The following is a 17,665-nucleotide window of genomic DNA, read 5'->3' as shown; positions in this document are numbered from 1 at the left end:
AACTACCGTCGCATCCATTCGGCAGCAGGCGGTCAGCCGCCGGCACGATGCGAAGCTTCACTTTTTTAAATATTCCCCTTTCCGGGTGTCCAGGTTTACTTGACCACTACACACTTACTTTCTTTGCCGCCGCAAAGAAAGATAAGCAAAGAAAGCGGCTAGAAGCCCCTGCTAAGTGGGCGCCGTGGTCTGCTGCGGGTAGTGGTGCGACTGGAATCCGTGCTCTCGCACATTCCGCGCTTGTGACAAAGGAGTCGTCAGCTCCCACTCCGCACTGCGTGCGTCGCGGACGGGTCTGCATGGGAAACCATGGGCTTCGGTTTTGGTTTGTGGGGGCCGTCGGCTTCGCCTCGGCGACGTGCCTCTGCACTCTCCCGGGAACCCGCCTCAAACGATATGTCGGTGTACTGCAATCACCGTCCGGGTCACGATCACAGTCGCAGCTGCGGCCGCCGTAGGAAGTTGCAGTTGCCGCTCCGATTGCAATCGCGGTGGCGCCCAATGACGAGCCACGGCCCGGTGACAAGACTTGGCGCCAAAACGTAGCGATCGGTTTTATGAGCGGCTCTTCGGCGCGCGCAGCGCCGCCGGAAGTATGACGCCCTTGTCACAAGCACGTGCAGCGGCACGAACACAGATTCCAGTCGCACCACTACCCCAGGCAAACCACGGTGCCCACTTAGCAGGGGCTTCTAGCCGCTTTCTTTGCTTATCTTTCTTTGCGGCGGCAAAGAAAGTAAGTGCCGCCCCGCACAGGGGCAACACTAATAGACCACTAACAATGCAAGGAAAGGCACCAAGGCCAGAACAAGGAAAGGCCAAAGCCCTAAGAAGACAGACAACAAGCGCCCCGCAGGCCAAAAAACCATTTCACTCCCCGTTCTAAGAATCAACCAAATACTTGGTTGCCCGCCCCCTTCCCCTCCCGTACCGTTCTCAGATTGCGCTCGACGCCAGGCCCGCTCTGGAGAACCCATGTCAACATCTGAATCACACGCATCCCCGAATCCTGCAACCGCAGACGCAGCAGCCCCGTTCGGCGACAACGAACTAACCCAACGCTTCGCGCCCGTATTCGCCCGCATCGCCGAAGGCGCAGTAGAACGCGAACAGAATCGGGAACTGGCCTACGCGCCGGTGGAATGGCTGCGCGAAGCCGGCTACACCAAGCTGCGCGTACCCAAGCGCTTCGGCGGCGAAGGCATCTCCCTGAAAGCGTTCTTTGCGCTGATCACGCGTCTCGGCGAAGCAGACTCGAACCTTCCGCAAATCCTGCGCGTGCACGGTGGATTTATCGAATCGCTGCTGGAAAACGGCGATGAATCGTTGCGTGACCGATGGTTCACGCGTATCGCACAAGGTGAAATTATCGGCGGCGCCGTTTCCGAACGCACCGGCGTGACCAACAACAGCGTGCGTCTTACCCAAACCAACGGGGCGTGGCATCTCGACGGCGAGAAGTACTACACCACGGGCACGCTCTACGCTGACTGGGTCGACGTTACCGCGCACGACGGCGAAAGCGACGTCCGCGTACTCGTCAAAACCGATGCGCCAGGCCTTGCCCGCATCGACGATTGGGATGGTTTCGGGCAGCGTCTGACCGGCAGCGGTACGGCACGTTTCGATCATGTGCCGGTCTCGCTCGACAATCTGTACCGCCGGTATAACGCGTCCGAACCTCGTCGTAACAGTCTGCTTACTGCGTACTATCAGGCACTGCATGTCGCGAACCTTGCCGGAATCAGTCGTGCGGCGCTGCGCGATGCGGTGGCGTTCACGCAGGGTAAAACGCGGACCTTCGGTATTCCGGGTGAATCGAGCCCGCGTGACAATCCCTTGGTGCATCGTGTTGTCGGCCGGCTCGCGAGCCTTGCTTACTCGACGCAGAGCATCAGCGCTTCGCTAGCCAGCGCGATCGATGAAGTGTCAGTTGCGCGGCAGGAAGGTCGCACTGATGAACAGACCTATGTGCGTCTCGACATCCAGACTTTCCAGGCGCAGCAGATCGTTATCGAACAAACCCTGCAGGCGGCGACGTTGTTGTTTGAAGTGGGCGGTGCTTCGGCGACCAGTGAAACGCGTCGCTTCGATCGCTACTGGCGCAATGCTCGCGTGCTGGCGTCGCACAATCCGGCGATCATCCGTGAAGCTGCTATCGGTGATTTCTATCTGAATGGGAATGCGCACAAGGAGAGGTTTGGTGTGGCGCGGAATCAGGAAGTCCTCACCGCGACTGCTGCTCAACTGTAACGACTAAGGCCGCTCGCGCGGCCTTAGAACTTCTTGCCCGGCCGCTGCTAGATGCAGCGGCTCCCCTGAATCACTTCGCCGAGGGCGTCCAGATACGGATGTCCGTCGCTTTCAAAGTAGCGGGAATCAGCCCCACCGCGCGATACGTGTCGGCGATACGCTGCTGTTCGGCCAATTGATCGCGTTTCACCGGCACGATGTCGTAGCTGCGGCGGCTATTGGCCAACTCAACAGTCGGCCCAGGAATATTGCCCCACACCGGGCCGAGAATCTGTGCGGCTTCCTGAGGATGCGCCTTGACCCACTTGCCGGTCGTGTTCAATTCGTCGAATACGACGCGCAGCACATCCGGATGCTTGTCGGCGAAGGCCGTTGTCGCTGTATAAAACCGGTTGTATTGAGCGACGCCGCCGCTGCCGTCCGCAATCACGCGAACATGCGCCTCACGCTGCTGAGCCGCGAGAAACGGGTCCCAGATTGCCCATGCATCGATATTGCCGCCACGGAATGCGGCGAGCGCGTCGGGCGCTTCCAGATAGCGCACCTGTATATCGTTGATCGTCAGACCCGCTTTAGCCAAAGCGCTCAGCAACAAGAAGTTGCAGCCTGAACCTTTGGACACCGCCACACGTTTGCCCTTCAGGTCCGCCACGGAATGAATCGGCGAATCCGGCGACACGATGATCGCCTGGGCAGTCGGCGCAGAAGTCTCTTCGGCATAGTAGGTCAACGGCGCGTTGGCGGCCTGCGTAAAGAGCGCAAAAGCATCCGCCACATCCGCATGCAGATCGACGCTGCCGGCGTTGAGTGACTGCAGCAGGCCCGTCGAGAACTCGTGCCAGCTCACGTCATAGCCGAGCGAGTTGAGCTTCTTCTCGAGCGCGCCAGTTCGTTTCAACAGAATAAATAGCGTCGATGAACGCTGGTAGCTGATCGACACCGTTTCGTTGGCGTATGCCACGTCAGTCGACAGCACGCCGCCGATCAACGTCAGGCATACGCAGAGGCGTCGCAGGCTTCGGGAGCCGGAGAAAGCGAGGGGCATCGATCGAGATCCATGTGATGTGAATATGCGGAATCGCTGAATATATAAAAGAACGACACACGGCCAAAGACTGATTTCATCGATCGATATGGGTAGAAATTGGAACGCGTGGCGGCGGCATCGCTCATCATTCGAGATTTGATGCGAGTTGAAGCACACGCTTTTACCGTGGAGATTTCTGCTTTATGTCGACACTCCCTCCCCGCTTCGGTATCTGGGCTCTGGTTCACGGCAGCCGCGCCGCGCTGCAGGACCCCGATGAACCGTACGACGCGTCGTGGGCGCGAAACAAAGCCCTCGTTCTCGAAGCCGAGCGGCTTGGCTACGACTCCGTGCTGGTCGCGCAACATACGATCAATCCGCACAATCCCGACTTCGATCAGCTCGAAGCGTGGACCGCCTCGGCTGCGCTCGCGGCACTGACCGAGCGCATCGAGATCATCGCCGCCATCAAGCCATATCTGTATCACCCGGTGGTGCTGGCGAAGATGGCGCAGCAGATCGAACACATCAGTGGCGGGCGTTTTGCGATCAATCTTGTCAACGCGTGGAATCGCCCGGAGCTGGAGCGCGCCGGTATCGGCTTCGCGGAGCACGACGCGCGTTATGCGTACGGACGTGAATGGATCACGGTGGTGGATTCCTTGCTGCGCGGCGAGCGTACGCGCTTTCGCGGCGAGCATTTTAATGTGGATGACTATCTATTGCGTCCCGCGGATCCGTTTCGCAGCCGTCCGCGCATCTATGTGGGCGGCGAATCGGAACCGGCGCGGGAACTGGTCGCCGACAAGGGCGACGTGTGGTTCATCAACGGCCAACCATTGGATGCCGTCAAAGCGTTGATCGTGGATGTCTCCGGCCGCAAGCGCCCTGCTCCGCATGAGCCGTTACGTTTTGGTTTGTCGGCCTTCGTCATCGCTCGCGAATCCGGCGGGGCCGCCGATCAGCACCTTGCCCATCTGTTCGCACTGGCCGCAAAAGATGCCCCGCTACGTGAGCAACAGAAATCGAACATCGACCCGAAGGCGGTGATGTTCCAGACCTTCGCGCAAACGCCGCGCGTGGGTTCGAACGGCGGCACGGCGGCCGGACTGGTCGGCAGCTATGACACAGTCGCGCAACGGATCGCCGATTTTCATCGTGCGGGGATCGAGTTGTTCATGTTGCAATTCCAGCCGTTCGAGACTGACATGCGCATTTTTGCCGAAGAAGTGATTCCACGGGTACGTCGCCTGCTCGGCTGATCCGGGCGAGGTGCGCGGCTTTCAGCGCGTCGCACTCATGTGGCACAGTATCGTCAAACGCATGCGCTACGCTTGCGATACTGGACAGCCCCGATGAGCGAGATGAAGAACCTGACTGCGTACGAGCCCCCGGTCGACGAAGACCAGCTTCTGCTGAAGTGGATCCGGCGCGCGCGTGAATCCCAGATGAGCCATTACGACATGGCCGACCTGCTTTCAGCGCGGGACCGCAGCGTCGGCTGGCTGGTCACCGCATTGACCGCGTTCGTGGGGACGGCCGTGTTTGCGTCGCTGAATTCGACCGCTGTCTCGCCGGCGCTCAGGATCTTTGTGGGCTTCGTGAGCGTTGCGGCGGCGGTCTCAGCCGCGCTGCAAACCTTCCTCAGATATGCGGAGCGTGCGGAAAAGCATCGCGCGGCGGGGGCCCGCTATGGCGCTGTACGGCGCAGGCTGGAAGCGATCTTCGCCGGTGACGCCGACGCACGCGATGGCCACTATCTCACCGCGATCCGCGACGAACTCGACCGGCTCGCAGAAGATTCACCCAACGTGCCGCCGCGCATTTTCTATCGCACCCAACGAACCCTGTCCGCCGAACCGCGACACAGTCGCGATGCCTGAGCGGCCGCGCCACTCATTTGTAAATGGCATCAACTTCAATTTGCGGTCCTTAAGCGTCACTTAAGGACACTGCCTGCACAATCCACGCTGGTGAGAATACCCCTGTTCACAGGTATGTTTTTCCGCCACCCATTCGAAACACGATAGCCCCGCCCGGCCTTCCGGTATTTACGTCTTTCCGGGCCTTTGCGTCCGCCCGATTATGGTATCGTCCGACCTGCGCTTAAAAGCGCAGTGCCACACTCAATCGGGAAGCGCAATCGCTCCCTAAAAAAAGATTATGGAAGTCCAAAACGCCCGTCGTTGGGCACCACGGGGAACCCGCGTCTGGCTCACCGCGGCCGCCGCATTGGCGATCGCGAGCGGAGTACGCTTGTTGCTCCATCCCTTGCTGGGACCGATCATGCCGGGCACCGCGTTCTGTATCGCGGCGGCCCTGGTCGAGTATTTTTGCGGGCTGGCCCCGGCGCTCACCGTCATGTTTCTCGGCCTCGGTATCGCCGACTATCTGTTCGTCCCTCCCTACGCCACGATCGCCGTATTCGATCGCGCCGACGTGGTCCTGCTGGTCTCGTATCCGTTGGTGACGCTGATTGTCATCGTGCTGATTGAACGCCTGCGCCGCTCGCAGTTTCGTGCCGAACTGATCGCATCGGTTGCGCAATCGCGCTATGAAATGCTGCTGCGTCACGATAACGAACGTATGCTGGCGCGCCGCGGCGTCGACGAAACGCATCGGCTGCTGCGCCACCTATCCCATCACCACAGAACTTTCATTTTCATTCAGGCGCTGGAGCGCAACGCGCTACAGCCGGGTAACGACATCAAGTCGCAAGGCATGCTGCCGCGTCTGCCCAACGAGATTGCGCCAGGCCCGCGCTTTACCGACGTCGATCCCGACGACATCCAGCGGCTCAGCAAGGCGCTGTGGCCTGGCAGCCATCGCGTGCACCTGAAAAGCGGCGACGGTCCGTCGAAGCTGACCGAGTGCATGTGCGAGCGGTTCACCACCCACGCCGGCGAGTTTCTCGTCCTACGGATCGGAGCCTGATCCATGAGTCAACCGACGAGTCTCTTCTTACCCGGCGACGATCATGCCGTGCTGATGTTGCACGGCCTGTCGAGTTCGCCGCTCGAATTGCGTTTTCTCGCCCGCTTTCTGAATGCTGAAGGCTTCACTACGTGCGCGCCGGTCCTGCCGGGCTACAGCGCCGGCTCTGAAGAAGAGGCAATGGAGGCATGGCTCGAAGCCGCCGTGCGCGAGTACGACGCTTTGGCCGGGCGCTTTGCCCGCGTCTCAATCTGCGGACTATCGATCGGCGCAGCCTTGGCGCTGGCTCTCGCGCATCGCCGTCCAGGGGCGCAGTCGCTCGTGTTGTTGTCGCTGACGCTCTCATACGACGGCTGGGCGATCCCCTGGTATCGTTTCCTGCTCAACTGGGCGTACTTCACGCCAATGCGCAAACGCTGGCGCTACCGTGAAGAGGCGCCGTTCGGCCTGCGCAATGAAGCGCTACGAGCAAAGATCGCTCGCGCGATGCAGCGCAGCGATTTCAGCGAAGTCGGTCCGTCGACGATTTCATTGCCGGCCTTGCACCAGGCGAGCCGCCTTGCCGCGAGCGTGCGCACGCAGGTACGCGACATCAAGACCGATTGTCTGATTGTCCACGCGATCGACGACGAGACGTCGAGCCCGCGCAATGCCCGCTTTGTCGCCGCGAATATCGGCGCTGCCTTTTTACGCACAATCTGGCTGGATGATTCGTATCACATGATTACGTCGGACAACGAGCGCGAAATCGTCGCGCGTGAAACCGCCCTATTCCTGCGCGAAAGCGAAGCCGTCCATAGCGGCGACGACGGCAAACAACAGGTCGTCTCGAAGGCTTTGGCGCGACGCCTCAGGCAACTTGCGGCGCTTGGCAAGGAGCGCGCATGACGGCGAATACCACGCTGAGGTTCGGCAAGCCCGCACGTATGTCGCTACTGCTCGCCGCGGCGCTCGGCCTTTGCGCTGCACGCGCGGCCTACGCGGACGATGCAAGTCCGAACGCGACAACTGACGCCAGCACCGGCGCGGCCACCAGCAGCAAATGGAAAATCGGCGTGGGTCCTGGCGTGGTGATTACGCCCAAGTACCCGGGGTCCCGCCAGTTGAGCGTATTCCCGTTTCCGGCGCTGGACATCTCATACGACGACCGGATTTTCTCGCAGGGCCCTGACGTGCTCGGCGTGAACGTGCTGCGCGGCCCTGCCTATCACGTAGGCGCGGCATTGACTTTCGATTTCCAGATGCGCAAGGAGTCCGACGATCCACGCCTGCATGGACTTGGCAATGTGAATGGCGGGCCGAAACTGAAGCTCTTCGCTGACTACACGTGGTGGGCGTTTACCGGGTCGGTGGCCTTGTACCAGGATATCGCCGGGCATCACCAGGGGACGACGGTCAGCACGGATTTCGTGGCGTCCGCCCCGGTTGGCGGCTGGTTGTTCTCGGTGGGACCAGGTTTCACCTGGGCGAATGGCACTTATACGCGGACGTTTTTCGGCGTGTCTGAGCAGCAGAGCGCGGCGTCAGGATTGCCTACGTACAGCACCAGTGCAGGCGTGCGGGACGTCCATATGAACGCCCAGGTGACTTACGACTTTTCGAAGCACTGGAATGGCTCGGTTTCCGCGACCTTCGGGCGACTGGAGCATGACGCCGCGAATAGCCCGATTACCGAAAAGAGATTCGAGCTCAACACGCTCGCTTCGGTGAACTATAAGTTCTAGTTTCTGGTTTCTTGCGCGCTCGCACGTTCCAACGCTCGCAGCGTGCGAGAAACCAAATGCCAATCGCGGTTCAATCCTCCGTGCGCAGCTCTTCAACTTCAATCCCCAACTCAGCAGCCATCCGGCGCACCACCACCTGAAGCCGGCTCACCTCGTCGGCAAGCCGCTTCTGTTCGGCTTTGACTGCCTCGAACGCCGACAGCGGCACGACCTCATCGTCTCCACCAGGCTGGGCAAGATCGCTTGCGCTGACTTCGCCGCATAGCAGATGCATCCAGCGATTCTCGCGCTCGCCCGGCGTGCGGGCCAGCTTCGCCACTCGCGGCGGATCGTTGGCAGCCAGTTCGTCGAGAAACGCCTCGACCGAGGAGATGTCGGCAAATCCATGCAGGCGCGCGCTGTTCAAACGCAATTCGGCTGCGGTCTGCGGACCGCGTAACAGCAACGTGGTCAGTAACGCAGCCGACTGGCTCGGCAAGCCCAACACCCGATTCATGTTGTGCTCGAAGCGCGGCACGCGGCTGCTGCTGCCTTCCATCACGAGGCTCAGCCGCTTCAATCCGTCGACGGCGGTCAGCACCTCGGCTTCGGTCGCATTCATCACGGGCGCGCGGCCGGTTTTCTGATTGCAGCCCAAAGTCAGTGCGTTCAGCGAAAGCGGATAACTATCCGGCACGGTGTGCTGCTTTTCGACGAGCACGCCGAGCACACGCCCTTCAAGCAAGGTCAAAGCGCGGATGGAGGGACGGGAAACAGCGTCGGGAGTGGAGTTCATAGAAGATGTCGCGGCATGCGCCGCCGGGTCTCGTGGATGGTGTGCCTTACCGTTGCACAGCCAGGCGGCAGGTTTTAGTTTGTGGCCACTATGATAAACGGCCCGGCCGCTCGCAGTGTACGAATCTCCGCAATGGCGAAGCGTGCCCGGAACGCATTCGTATCCGCTTCGGCGTTTTTTTGTTCCGTTGACGAATTCCCATATTCGAGATAATTTCCCGAATATGGAAAACGCACTCACCGACGACAACGCCATCGAACGCCGCATCGCCCAGCGTCTGCGCGGATTACGCGCCGAGCGCAACTGGTCGCTCGACGATCTCGCCAAGCTGAGCAACGTCAGCCGCGCCACCCTTTCGCGCCTCGAGAACGCCGCCGTGAGCCCCACGGCGAGCGTGCTGGGCAAGCTCTGCGTCGCTTACGGCTTGCCGATGTCGCGTCTCATGCACATGGTCGAAGAAGACTTCGCGCCGCTGGTGGCGCGCGACGAGCAGTCGGTCTGGGTCGACTCGAGCGTCGGCTTCCGGCGCCGCTCCGTGTCGCCACCAGCGCAGGCGCTGAGCGGCGAGGCGCTGGAGTGCGAACTCGATGCGGGTGTGCGCATCACTTACGACGCGTCGCCGAGAGCCGGCCTCGAACATCATCTGATCCTGCTTGAAGGGCAACTGCAGATCACCGTCGACGGCCGAAGTCACGATTTGCAACCCGGCGACTGTCTGCGCTACCAACTGTTCGGTCCCAGCGCGTTCGTCACGCCCTCGCATAGCGCGGCGCGCTACATCCTCTTCATCGTCTGAGTTCAAGCCACCATGAACGCGACCAGCATCACGACCTTTTCCGCCGACGACCTCGTTCACCATCTGCCCGAACTCGGCGCGCTGCTGCGTGCCTGCGTCCATGACGGTGCGAGCGTTGGCTTTGTATTGCCGTATAGCGTCGAGGAGAGTGAAGCGTTCTGGAGCGGCAAGGTGCTGCCGTCTCTGCGCGCGAGCGCACTGGTGCTTTTTGTTGCTCGCCATGGCGAGGCGATCGCCGGCACCGTGCAACTCGATTACGACACGATGCCGAACCAGCGTCATCGCGCCGAGGTGCGCAAGCTCCTGGTCCATCCGTCGTTCCGACGCCAGGGTATCGCCAAAGCGTTGATGGCGGAACTGGAACACCGTGCGCACCAGTTGCAGCGCAGCCTGCTGACGCTCGATACGCGCACCGGCGACAAGGCCGAGCCGCTCTATGCCGCGCTGGGTTATCAGACGGCCGGCGTGATCCCGCAGTTTTGCCGCGACACACTGGAGGAGCGGCTTGATTCGACCACCATCATGTACAAGATGCTGTGAGCGTGACGCAGGCGTGTCTGCGTCGCGTGACTTAACGGCGCGAATCGAGCGCGATCCGTACAGCCAGACCGGCCAGCACGGTGCCCATCAGCCAGCGTTGCACCAGCAGCCATACCGGCCGCCCAGCGAGAAACCCGGCGATTGAACCTGCCATGATCGCAATCAACGCGTTGATCGTGACGGAGACGACGATTTGCACGCAACCCAGAGCGATCGACTGCGTGAGCACGCTGCCGTGCTCCGGTGAAATAAATTGCGGCAGCAGCGACAGATACATCACCGCGATCTTCGGATTCGCGAGGTTCGTGACGAGCCCCATGGTGAAGAGTTTGCGGCGGCTGTCGTGCGGCAGGTCGCGCACCTGGAACGGCGAGCGGCCGCCCGGCTTGACTGCCTGCCACGCCAGATACAGCAGGTAGAGCGCGCCGCCGAAACGCAGCGCGTCGTACGCGTAGGGCACCGTCAACAGCAGTGCGGTGATACCGAACGCCGCGCAAAACATGTAGAACACAAAGCCGAGCGCGACGCCGCCGAGCGACACAAGCCCTGCGCGCCGCCCCTGACAGAGCGATCTGGAGATCAGATAGATCATGTTCGGGCCGGGCGTGAGCACCATGCCGAGCGAGACCAGAGCAAAGGCGAGCAACGTTGTGGCAGCGGGCACGGCGTTCTCCTGTGGGAATTGAAGTCGGGTAGTGCCGCTAAATATAGCCGATGCCACTGGTACTGTGCCGATGGCGAATTGCATCGAAAGAAACACTTGCGGTGAAATTTATTGCCCGGTATCGTCTAGCCGTTCTGCAATGCAGCGCGGGAGAGATCGTCAGAGGATTGTGACGACGCCGACGGAGCAACCGCCCCGGAAACTCTCAGGCAAAAGGACCGCGCAGCTGGAACATCTGGAGAGCGGCGCCATGCGCGCCCACCGAAGGGGATTCCCTGCATACCGCATGCATCGCGATGCGTATGCTCACAGGAAGAAACTCTCAGGTACATGGACAGATGGGGCATCGACGCCGGTTTCGACACGAAATCGACACCGGTGATGCTCAACTACTCTGGACCATGTCATGTCACGAATCGCCATTATCGGCGCCGGCATTACCGGCGTTACGACTGCGCACGCCCTTGCGCAGCGCGGCCACCACGTCACCGTGTTCGAGCGTCATCGCTACGCAGCGATGGAGACCTCGTTCGCCAACGGCGGCCAGTTGTCCGCCAGCAATGCCGAAGTCTGGAACAGCGCGGCCACGGTGCTCAAGGGCTTGCGCTGGATGCTCACGCGCGACGCCCCGCTGCTGCTCAATCCGATGCCCACGTGGCACAAGTATTCGTGGATGGGCGAGTTTCTAAGGCAGATTCCTCATTACCGGACGAACACCGTCGAAACGGTGCGGCTCGCAATTGCGGCGCGCGAGCATCTGTTTTCGATAGCCGAGCGCGAAGGGATCGACTTCGATCTGGAGCGGCGCGGCATCTTGCACATCTACAAGACGCGCAAGGAATTCGATGCGGCCAGCAAGGTGAATGAATTGCTGCGCGAAGGCGGGCTGGAGCGGAATCCGGTGACGTCGAGCGAGTTGCACGCAATCGAGCCCATGCTGCATGGTGATTTTTTTGGTGGATTTTTTACGCCTTCCGATTCCACTGGCGATATTCACAAGTTCACACGCGGGTTGGCTGAAGCTTGCGTGCGGCATGGTGTCGAGTTTCACTACGACGCGGAAATTACGGCGATCGAGCAGCCGGCTGAGGGTCGGTTTTCGTTGATGGTCAATCTGGAAGGTGAGTCGCAACGGTTTGCTTTCGAGCGGATCGTGGTGTGCGCCGGTGTGAAGAGCCGCGACTTCGCGGCGATGCTTGGCGATCACGTGAACGTCTATCCGGTTAAGGGTTATTCGATCACCGTATGTCTCGACGATGAAGTGAGTCAGCAGAACGCGCCGTGGGTCAGTTTGCTCGACGACAGCGCGAAGATCGTGACGAGCCGGCTTGGCGTGGATCGGTTTAGGGTTGCGGGGACGGCGGAGATCAACGGGTTCAATCGGGATATCCGGTCGGATCGGATTGCGCCTCTGGTCGACTGGACTCGACGGTATTTTCCTGAGGTGTCGACCTCGAAGGTGATTCCGTGGGCGGGGTTGAGGCCGATGTTGCCGAGCATGTTGCCGAAGGTCGGGCGTGGGAAACGGCGAGGTGTTTTTTATAACACCGGGCACGGGCATTTGGGGTGGACGTTGTCGGCGGCTACGGCGCAGGTTTTGGCGGGGGTGATTTAGTAGGCGTTTTTGCGACAGGCCCGGTGCCCGCAAGGACACCGGCAGCACTCTCCACTGTTTCCAGTGCCTTCAAGGCAGTTTTCGACCTGGGCGCGGGACTGCTTGCGGCTTCCATGAAATCAGGATTCCCGCTTCCCCGCATAGCTGATTGATTGAATCCAGGGCGGCTTCTGGCACCAACCAGAGCCAAAGGTCATTCCCTATGGGCTGCAGGGATCCACGATTGTCTTCCGCGACAATCCATTCTTTAAGCTGAATGCCACCAACCACGATGTTAAGGTGACGATCACTTATAACATTGATCGGATACACCATCCTTAGCATGCTTTCTTGATAGCGAGCCGCTCCATAAGATCCGCCTGGCACTTCCTTGCCGAAGGCCGACGGATTCTCAAATGGCTTCAGTTTCGCGAGATTGCTCCCGGCTGCATAGTAAAACGCGGAGGTCATCTTCGGCGCTTCATATGCTATTCCATAAGAGACATTCAGACTCGTGGCTATTCGCTTGATGTAGTCGATAAACTTGTCGGCACTATCCGCAAGTTGAACATCGAGCTGTGCATCAATACCAAAAAAACCGCCAAAGGAAGGCGTGTTGTAGCCGAACGAAGCGCGCCAAGGTATCTGGCCACCTGCGTTGTTGTATATCCGGAAATCGGTTGCGACTCCAGATTCAATCAGGCTCTTGAGCTCGTCGAAAGGAACCTCAACAAGTTCGACGTCCCTCTCGCCAGCGACTTCAATGTAACGTGTATATCCCGCAGTCGTTATGTCGACCGACATTGCTGAAAAGAACTCATGGCCGGCCTTGTATGCTTCAAGCGGACTTATTCGATCTGTCCCATATAGCGCCATTCCTGTGCACATGATCCGCCCACTAAATTCCGGAAATAAGGTCATCCAAAACGCTCTTGATGTCGGACGCGTTGTACGGATGATCGAGAACGATAATTTCGCCGCGATTTGATGCCGGCAGATTGCCCATGGCGGCCCTATTTCGAGCAGTCAACGTTGGAAGCTTGGCCCCCATATCAGTCCTCGACGCGAGCTCTATTGCATGCGTCTGGCCGTTGACATCGACCGCCATGATATCGGGGCGTCTGAGCGACACATCCCCACTGTTCGCGTAATTGTACGAGCGATTCAAATAGATATCAGTGAATTTTCCGCTCATTGCAAGTTTGTTTGCTATGACCTCGGAAAATTGATCGTGACCTGGCGTTCCGTCTTTCTGTCCGGTGCCGTGTATTTTCGCTCCGTTGACTTCTCGAACCGGACAGCTTGCTAACCCGAACGGATCAATCAACATGTCCGGGACCGTCACATAAGCATGGGTACGCAGGCCACCAGCGAGTCCAAGCGGGTCAACTGTCAGGTACTGCCCTGTTTGAGGATCGTAGAATCGGTGCAGGTTGTAGAACAGATCGCTTTCCTCATCGTCCCATTGTCCGGGAAATCGGAGGTTTACTTCTGACGGCTCGTCGGTCCCAACGTGATTGTTGACTCGATCTAACTTGAGATGCCGCCCCCATATCGTGTAGGAAGCGTCCCAGATTTTCGCGCCACGTTCGTCGAACATGGCCTTGGGTAAGCCGGACTGATCCGACAGAATTGGAAAGACACCACTGTCTGTTTCATGAGCTAGCGGGTTGACGTTCTCAGAAAAGTGCCAGCCCCTAACAAACGCACACGTTCCGTCCTTGTCTTGCCACTGCTCCGCGATCTGTCCACAGTCCCAAAGAAAGCGAATCGCTGTTCGCGCACCAACCAGCCTCTTTTCTACGCGCCTGCCGAACGCATCGTACCGATAGATCCAAACCCCTTTCTCCGGTGTACACACCTTCACCAATCGGTCCAACCCGTCCCACGCGTATTGCCAACTCTTCGGCCTGAACCCCGGTTGCTCCACCGTCTTTTCGATCGTCCGCCCGCGCGCATCGTAACGATAGCGCGCGTAGCCGACGCGTTCCGGAAGCCCTCCTGGAAGGTAACAGTGAGCGTCAGTGGGCCCCTGCTGGCCGTGCGCTGCAATGTTGAGGTTCGCGTCATAGCGGTAGTGCTCCGGTGGCTGACGGAGGCTATGCACGGACGCTATCTGTCCACGTAAGTTGCGTTGATACGTCACGCTGTCGGAATCAGTGTCTACACGCTCCAACTGCCCGGCCGCATCGTACGAATACAGTTGACGCGTGAGGTTTTCCAACGCGTGAACCGGGTTCGACTGTATCTCGTCGAACGCCGATCGCGGCCCCGCGACCTGCCGGCGCACACGGCCCAACGCATCGTATTGCCGCTGCATGACGAACTCGCCAGCCTGCCGGCCTGTTTCCCGCCCCTGACTATCGCGCAGGATCGACATCGGGCCGACCTTGGTCAGTGCGCCGAGCTTGTCGTATTCATACAGCGTTTGCCGATGTGGCGTTATTCGCGCACTGCGTCGACCTTCGGCGTCGTACATGTGTTTCAGGAGATCACCGTGCTGGTCCTCTCCAATCAGACGCCCCTTTTCGTCATAGCTGAAGCGCGTTACGTGGGCGGACCCGCCTCGCACTTCGGCCGTAGCGAGCCGACCCGCATCGTCATAGGTGTAGGCCAACCCTACGTCGCCGGCATCGACCGTGGCCAGGCGGCCAGACGGATCGTACCCATAACGCCATTTACCCCCGTCCGGCAGCGTCTTTACAAGTAGACGGCCAATCGCGTCCCGTTCGTAGTGCGTCGTGCGGCCACCCCAGTCGATCTCAGTGATGAGGCGACCTGCGCCATCGTAACGATATTCCCACGTCTCGCGCAGTGCATTAACGACCTTCGTCAGCCTCGTAGCATGGTCGTACTCAAATCGGGTAATGTGGCCGGCAGGGTCAATCGACGCCGTAACAAGGTCAAACGGCCCGTACTCGTGTCGGGTAACGCGGCCGAGTTGATCGCTCTGCTCTACGAGCAGACCTTCGGTGTTGTACCGCGCACAGACAACGGCGCCGTCCGGCTGGATAAGCTTTGCGACCGCGCCACGGGGATTCTCAGCGCCCGCCGAATGGTCATACCGGGTGACGTTACCGTCAGGATCAACTTCTTCGACGAGACGCCCAAGGACATCAAATACCGTACGGAATTCCGCGCCGGTCGGAAGTCGAGTCGTGATCAGCCGCAGCCGCGCGTCGTAGTCGAGCCGCACTTCGCCAACGCCATCGATGGCACGCAAGAGTTCGCCGCGCTCTCCATATCGGTAACGCTTAATCGTCCCGTCGGGCTCCGTGCGAGCTATCAGGCGCTGCAGATGGTCGTATTCAAACTTGATGCGTACTCCAGCGGGCAGCACGACCGCGGTCATCAGCCGAGTGTCGTCATATTCAAACCGTGTCGTGCGGCCAGTTGGTTCCTCGGCAGACACGAGATTGCCCGTATCGTCGTAGAGAAATTGGGTGCGTCGGCCGAGCGCATCCACCTGAGTCAACAGCCGTCCGAGTCTCCACTCCCGTACGGTGGTGTGGCCGAGCGGATTGCTCTCAACAGTGACCAGGCCGTCGGCGTTGTAGTCGTAGACCCATTCGCCGTCGCCGTCGATGACGCGCGTGCGACCGTCCTCGTAGACGAATTGCCCGGTGTGATACCCCTGCCGCGTACCCGTTTCGACCACACGGCCAACCTCGTCGTACAGGTAGTGGACATCGGTCTGATCGGTGTCTCGCCAGGCCGTCATCCATCCATTGTGATCGTACGTGTAATTGAAATGACCGTGCTGGAAGCTCGCGACGCGCGCCAGCATCGCCCCGTCATATCCGTATTCGACGAGTGTGTGCGGCTTGCCCGATACATCGTAAAGGACAATCTGGTCGACCTCGCGCTTCGTACCACGATACAGAATATCAAGCCTGTAGCCGTCCGTATGCACAAGCCCGTCGAGACGGCCATCCGCATCGTACGTAAATGTGCAAGCATTGCCGCTCAGATCCTCGATCCGCTCGAGCCTCGAAGTATGAGCTTCGGCAAGCGGTGCAAATACCAATACCTGTCGTGTCTCGTGATCGAAAATCCGCGGTTCGTCCCGCGTGCCGATCAGGCGATAACGAGGCTCGCGCAGGTTGATGCCGTCGAGACCGACTTCCGGCGCTATAAAGGTGATCGTCTGTCCGCTCGCACTATGGAATCGCACGAGGTGACCATCATCGAACGACAGACACTGCGACCAGTTGTTCGACCACTTCGGCCCGAGAAGGCCTGTGTCTTCCGAACGCGTGCGGTAACGCCGCGTGAACTGCAAGGGCAACACACCTGGAATTGAAATGTCAGTGCGGACGTCGACCACCTCGCCAGTCGCTACATCGACCGGGTCCTCCTTGCACGTGGAGACTTCGTCCTTCTTTCCCGACACCTCAGCAGATTGGGTCGGCTCCCGTTTCGGAAGCGCATCTCCGAGCATGCCACCTAGTTTCGCGCCAAGCAGGCCGCCAAGCAAACCCGCGAAGAACTCTTCACCGGCGGTAAGCTCGGGATTCTTCGGTCCGTACTGCCCAGTCGTTCGGTCAACCCAAACGCTTTTACGACCCGAATTGACCTTAGCACTGCAATGAGTCGAATGGCCGATGCGCACCAGAGGCAGGCTATTGATCGTGATGGTCTTGCTGCCTTCGACCAGTGGCTCCGGGGAGCTCGAATGTTTGGAGCATGACGCAACATCGGTGACGCGAGCGGCGGCTTTTCCCTCAAATGTGACGTTTCCCGATCCGCTCGAGATCTTCCCGCAATTGCTACCCATACTCTGACTCGCCGAGGCAAGTGCGCTGCCCAGGCTCAGCCCACCGGCCATGCAGACGCCAACGATAAGTGCCCCTGCAAGTCCCCCGGTCACCACCGTCGCGGCGACCATTGCTCCAATGGCGATACCCACCGCAAGTCCAGCCATCATTCCGAGGAAGCCGGACGAGTGTGCAATATCGTCGCCAACGCACGCCGGGTGGGGATCACCCCGGCCGATGGTCAGGCCGAGTGCATCGCCAACTTTCGTCACACCCTCGGCGATCGCTCCAGTGACGCCCAACTTACCGAGCGCCCATGACCCTGCGAGAGCAACGACCGCGGGTACCGCAGCAAGCGCTGCGGCGCCCGCCGCCGCAGCCCCGGTCGCGCCGGCCCCAATGACTGCAGAACCTGCAGCGTATGCGCCGTAACCAACGTCGGCGCCGAGCATCCCATAGTTCGCGCCGTCGACCCATTCCATCTGCCGTTGCTTGACGGCCTCGCCATCTTCCAGTGTCTGCAGATGAGCCAGCCGTTCGCTAGCGGTACCAGTTGGTTCGCCGGTGCTAACGGGAATGTCGTTGTCCTGGTCAGCCATGG

14 protein-coding genes and 1 riboswitch are annotated in these 17,665 nt (G+C 59.9%); of the genes, 9 read left to right on the top strand and 5 right to left on the bottom strand.

The genetic code is table 11. The features are described 5' to 3' along the window. Positions 1-975: 975 nt before the first annotated feature. A complete protein-coding gene (locus KHO30_RS11020; RefSeq protein ID WP_211700922.1) occupies positions 976-2,253 on the top strand; it encodes an acyl-CoA dehydrogenase family protein in 1,278 nt (425 codons plus the stop codon). A gap of 70 nt (positions 2,254-2,323) precedes the next feature. On the opposite strand, the gene KHO30_RS11015 is transcribed toward KHO30_RS11020, so the two are convergent. Continuing rightward, the gene (locus KHO30_RS11015) at positions 2,324-3,298 is read right to left on the bottom strand and encodes an aliphatic sulfonate ABC transporter substrate-binding protein (RefSeq protein WP_211700921.1); all 975 of its coding nucleotides are present in this window, start codon (positions 3,296-3,298) and stop codon (positions 2,324-2,326) included. 185 nt (positions 3,299-3,483) lie between these two features. Between KHO30_RS11015 and KHO30_RS11010 the strand changes: the two genes are divergently transcribed. The 5 genes from KHO30_RS11010 to KHO30_RS10990 all read left to right on the top strand — a co-directional run bounded on the left by KHO30_RS11010 (position 3,484) and on the right by KHO30_RS10990 (position 7,938). Beyond that, a complete protein-coding gene (locus KHO30_RS11010; protein WP_211700918.1) occupies positions 3,484-4,542 on the top strand; it encodes an LLM class flavin-dependent oxidoreductase in 1,059 nt (352 codons plus the stop codon). 102 nt (positions 4,543-4,644) lie between these two features. Continuing rightward, positions 4,645-5,163 carry an SLATT domain-containing protein gene (locus KHO30_RS11005; protein WP_211701025.1) on the top strand — a complete coding sequence of 173 codons (519 nt, stop codon included), beginning with the start codon at positions 4,645-4,647 and terminating at the stop codon, positions 5,161-5,163. A gap of 280 nt (positions 5,164-5,443) precedes the next feature. Continuing rightward, positions 5,444-6,214 (top strand): DUF4118 domain-containing protein, encoded by a 771-nt coding sequence (locus KHO30_RS11000; RefSeq protein ID WP_200652738.1) that lies wholly within the window; start codon positions 5,444-5,446, stop codon positions 6,212-6,214. Positions 6,215-6,217: 3 nt separating this feature from the next. Beyond that, positions 6,218-7,102: an alpha/beta hydrolase gene (locus KHO30_RS10995; protein ID WP_093644195.1), complete on the top strand. Its 885-nt coding sequence runs from the start codon at positions 6,218-6,220 to the stop codon at positions 7,100-7,102. Beyond that, positions 7,099-7,938 (top strand): MipA/OmpV family protein, encoded by an 840-nt coding sequence (locus KHO30_RS10990; RefSeq protein ID WP_211700916.1) that lies wholly within the window; start codon positions 7,099-7,101, stop codon positions 7,936-7,938. Before KHO30_RS10995 ends, KHO30_RS10990 begins: the two co-directional genes overlap by 4 nt. A 70-nt stretch (positions 7,939-8,008) precedes the next feature. Here KHO30_RS10990 and KHO30_RS10985 read toward each other — a convergent pair whose 3' ends face one another. Next, the gene (locus KHO30_RS10985; protein WP_054035438.1) at positions 8,009-8,713 is read right to left on the bottom strand and encodes a YceH family protein; all 705 of its coding nucleotides are present in this window, start codon (positions 8,711-8,713) and stop codon (positions 8,009-8,011) included. A 223-nt stretch (positions 8,714-8,936) separates the two neighbouring features. Between KHO30_RS10985 and KHO30_RS10980 the strand changes: the two genes are divergently transcribed. After that, positions 8,937-9,509, top strand: a complete 573-nt coding sequence (locus KHO30_RS10980; RefSeq protein WP_211700914.1) for a helix-turn-helix domain-containing protein — start codon at positions 8,937-8,939, stop codon at positions 9,507-9,509. A 12-nt stretch (positions 9,510-9,521) separates the two neighbouring features. Continuing rightward, complete coding sequence (locus tag KHO30_RS10975) at positions 9,522-10,049, top strand: GNAT family N-acetyltransferase (protein ID WP_211700912.1); 528 nt, start codon at positions 9,522-9,524, stop codon at positions 10,047-10,049. 31 nt (positions 10,050-10,080) lie between these two features. Here the strand turns inward: KHO30_RS10975 and KHO30_RS10970 are convergent, their stop codons facing one another. Continuing rightward, positions 10,081-10,713: a LysE family translocator gene (locus KHO30_RS10970; RefSeq protein ID WP_054035436.1), complete on the bottom strand. Its 633-nt coding sequence runs from the start codon at positions 10,711-10,713 to the stop codon at positions 10,081-10,083. 137 nt (positions 10,714-10,850) lie between these two features. Continuing rightward, a riboswitch (glycine riboswitch) is annotated at positions 10,851-10,944 on the top strand. 175 nt (positions 10,945-11,119) lie between these two features. On the opposite strand from KHO30_RS10970, the gene KHO30_RS10965 reads away from it, so the two are divergent. Beyond that, positions 11,120-12,328 (top strand): D-amino acid dehydrogenase, encoded by a 1,209-nt coding sequence (locus tag KHO30_RS10965; protein ID WP_211700910.1) that lies wholly within the window; start codon positions 11,120-11,122, stop codon positions 12,326-12,328. Positions 12,329-12,397: 69 nt separating this feature from the next. On the opposite strand, the gene KHO30_RS10960 is transcribed toward KHO30_RS10965, so the two are convergent. Further along, positions 12,398-13,228: a hypothetical protein gene (locus KHO30_RS10960; RefSeq protein WP_143131814.1), complete on the bottom strand. Its 831-nt coding sequence runs from the start codon at positions 13,226-13,228 to the stop codon at positions 12,398-12,400. Next, a complete protein-coding gene (locus KHO30_RS10955) occupies positions 13,206-17,663 on the bottom strand; it encodes a DUF6531 domain-containing protein (protein ID WP_211700908.1) in 4,458 nt (1,485 codons plus the stop codon). The genes KHO30_RS10960 and KHO30_RS10955 overlap by 23 nt, the downstream gene beginning before the upstream one ends. Positions 17,664-17,665 lie beyond the last annotated feature (2 nt).

This window comes from Paraburkholderia aspalathi (assembly GCF_905220735.1).
Classification (GTDB): domain Bacteria; phylum Pseudomonadota; class Gammaproteobacteria; order Burkholderiales; family Burkholderiaceae; genus Paraburkholderia; species Paraburkholderia aspalathi.
Note: the sequence above shows the minus strand (reverse complement) of the source record. Positions and strands in the feature narration are given on the sequence as shown.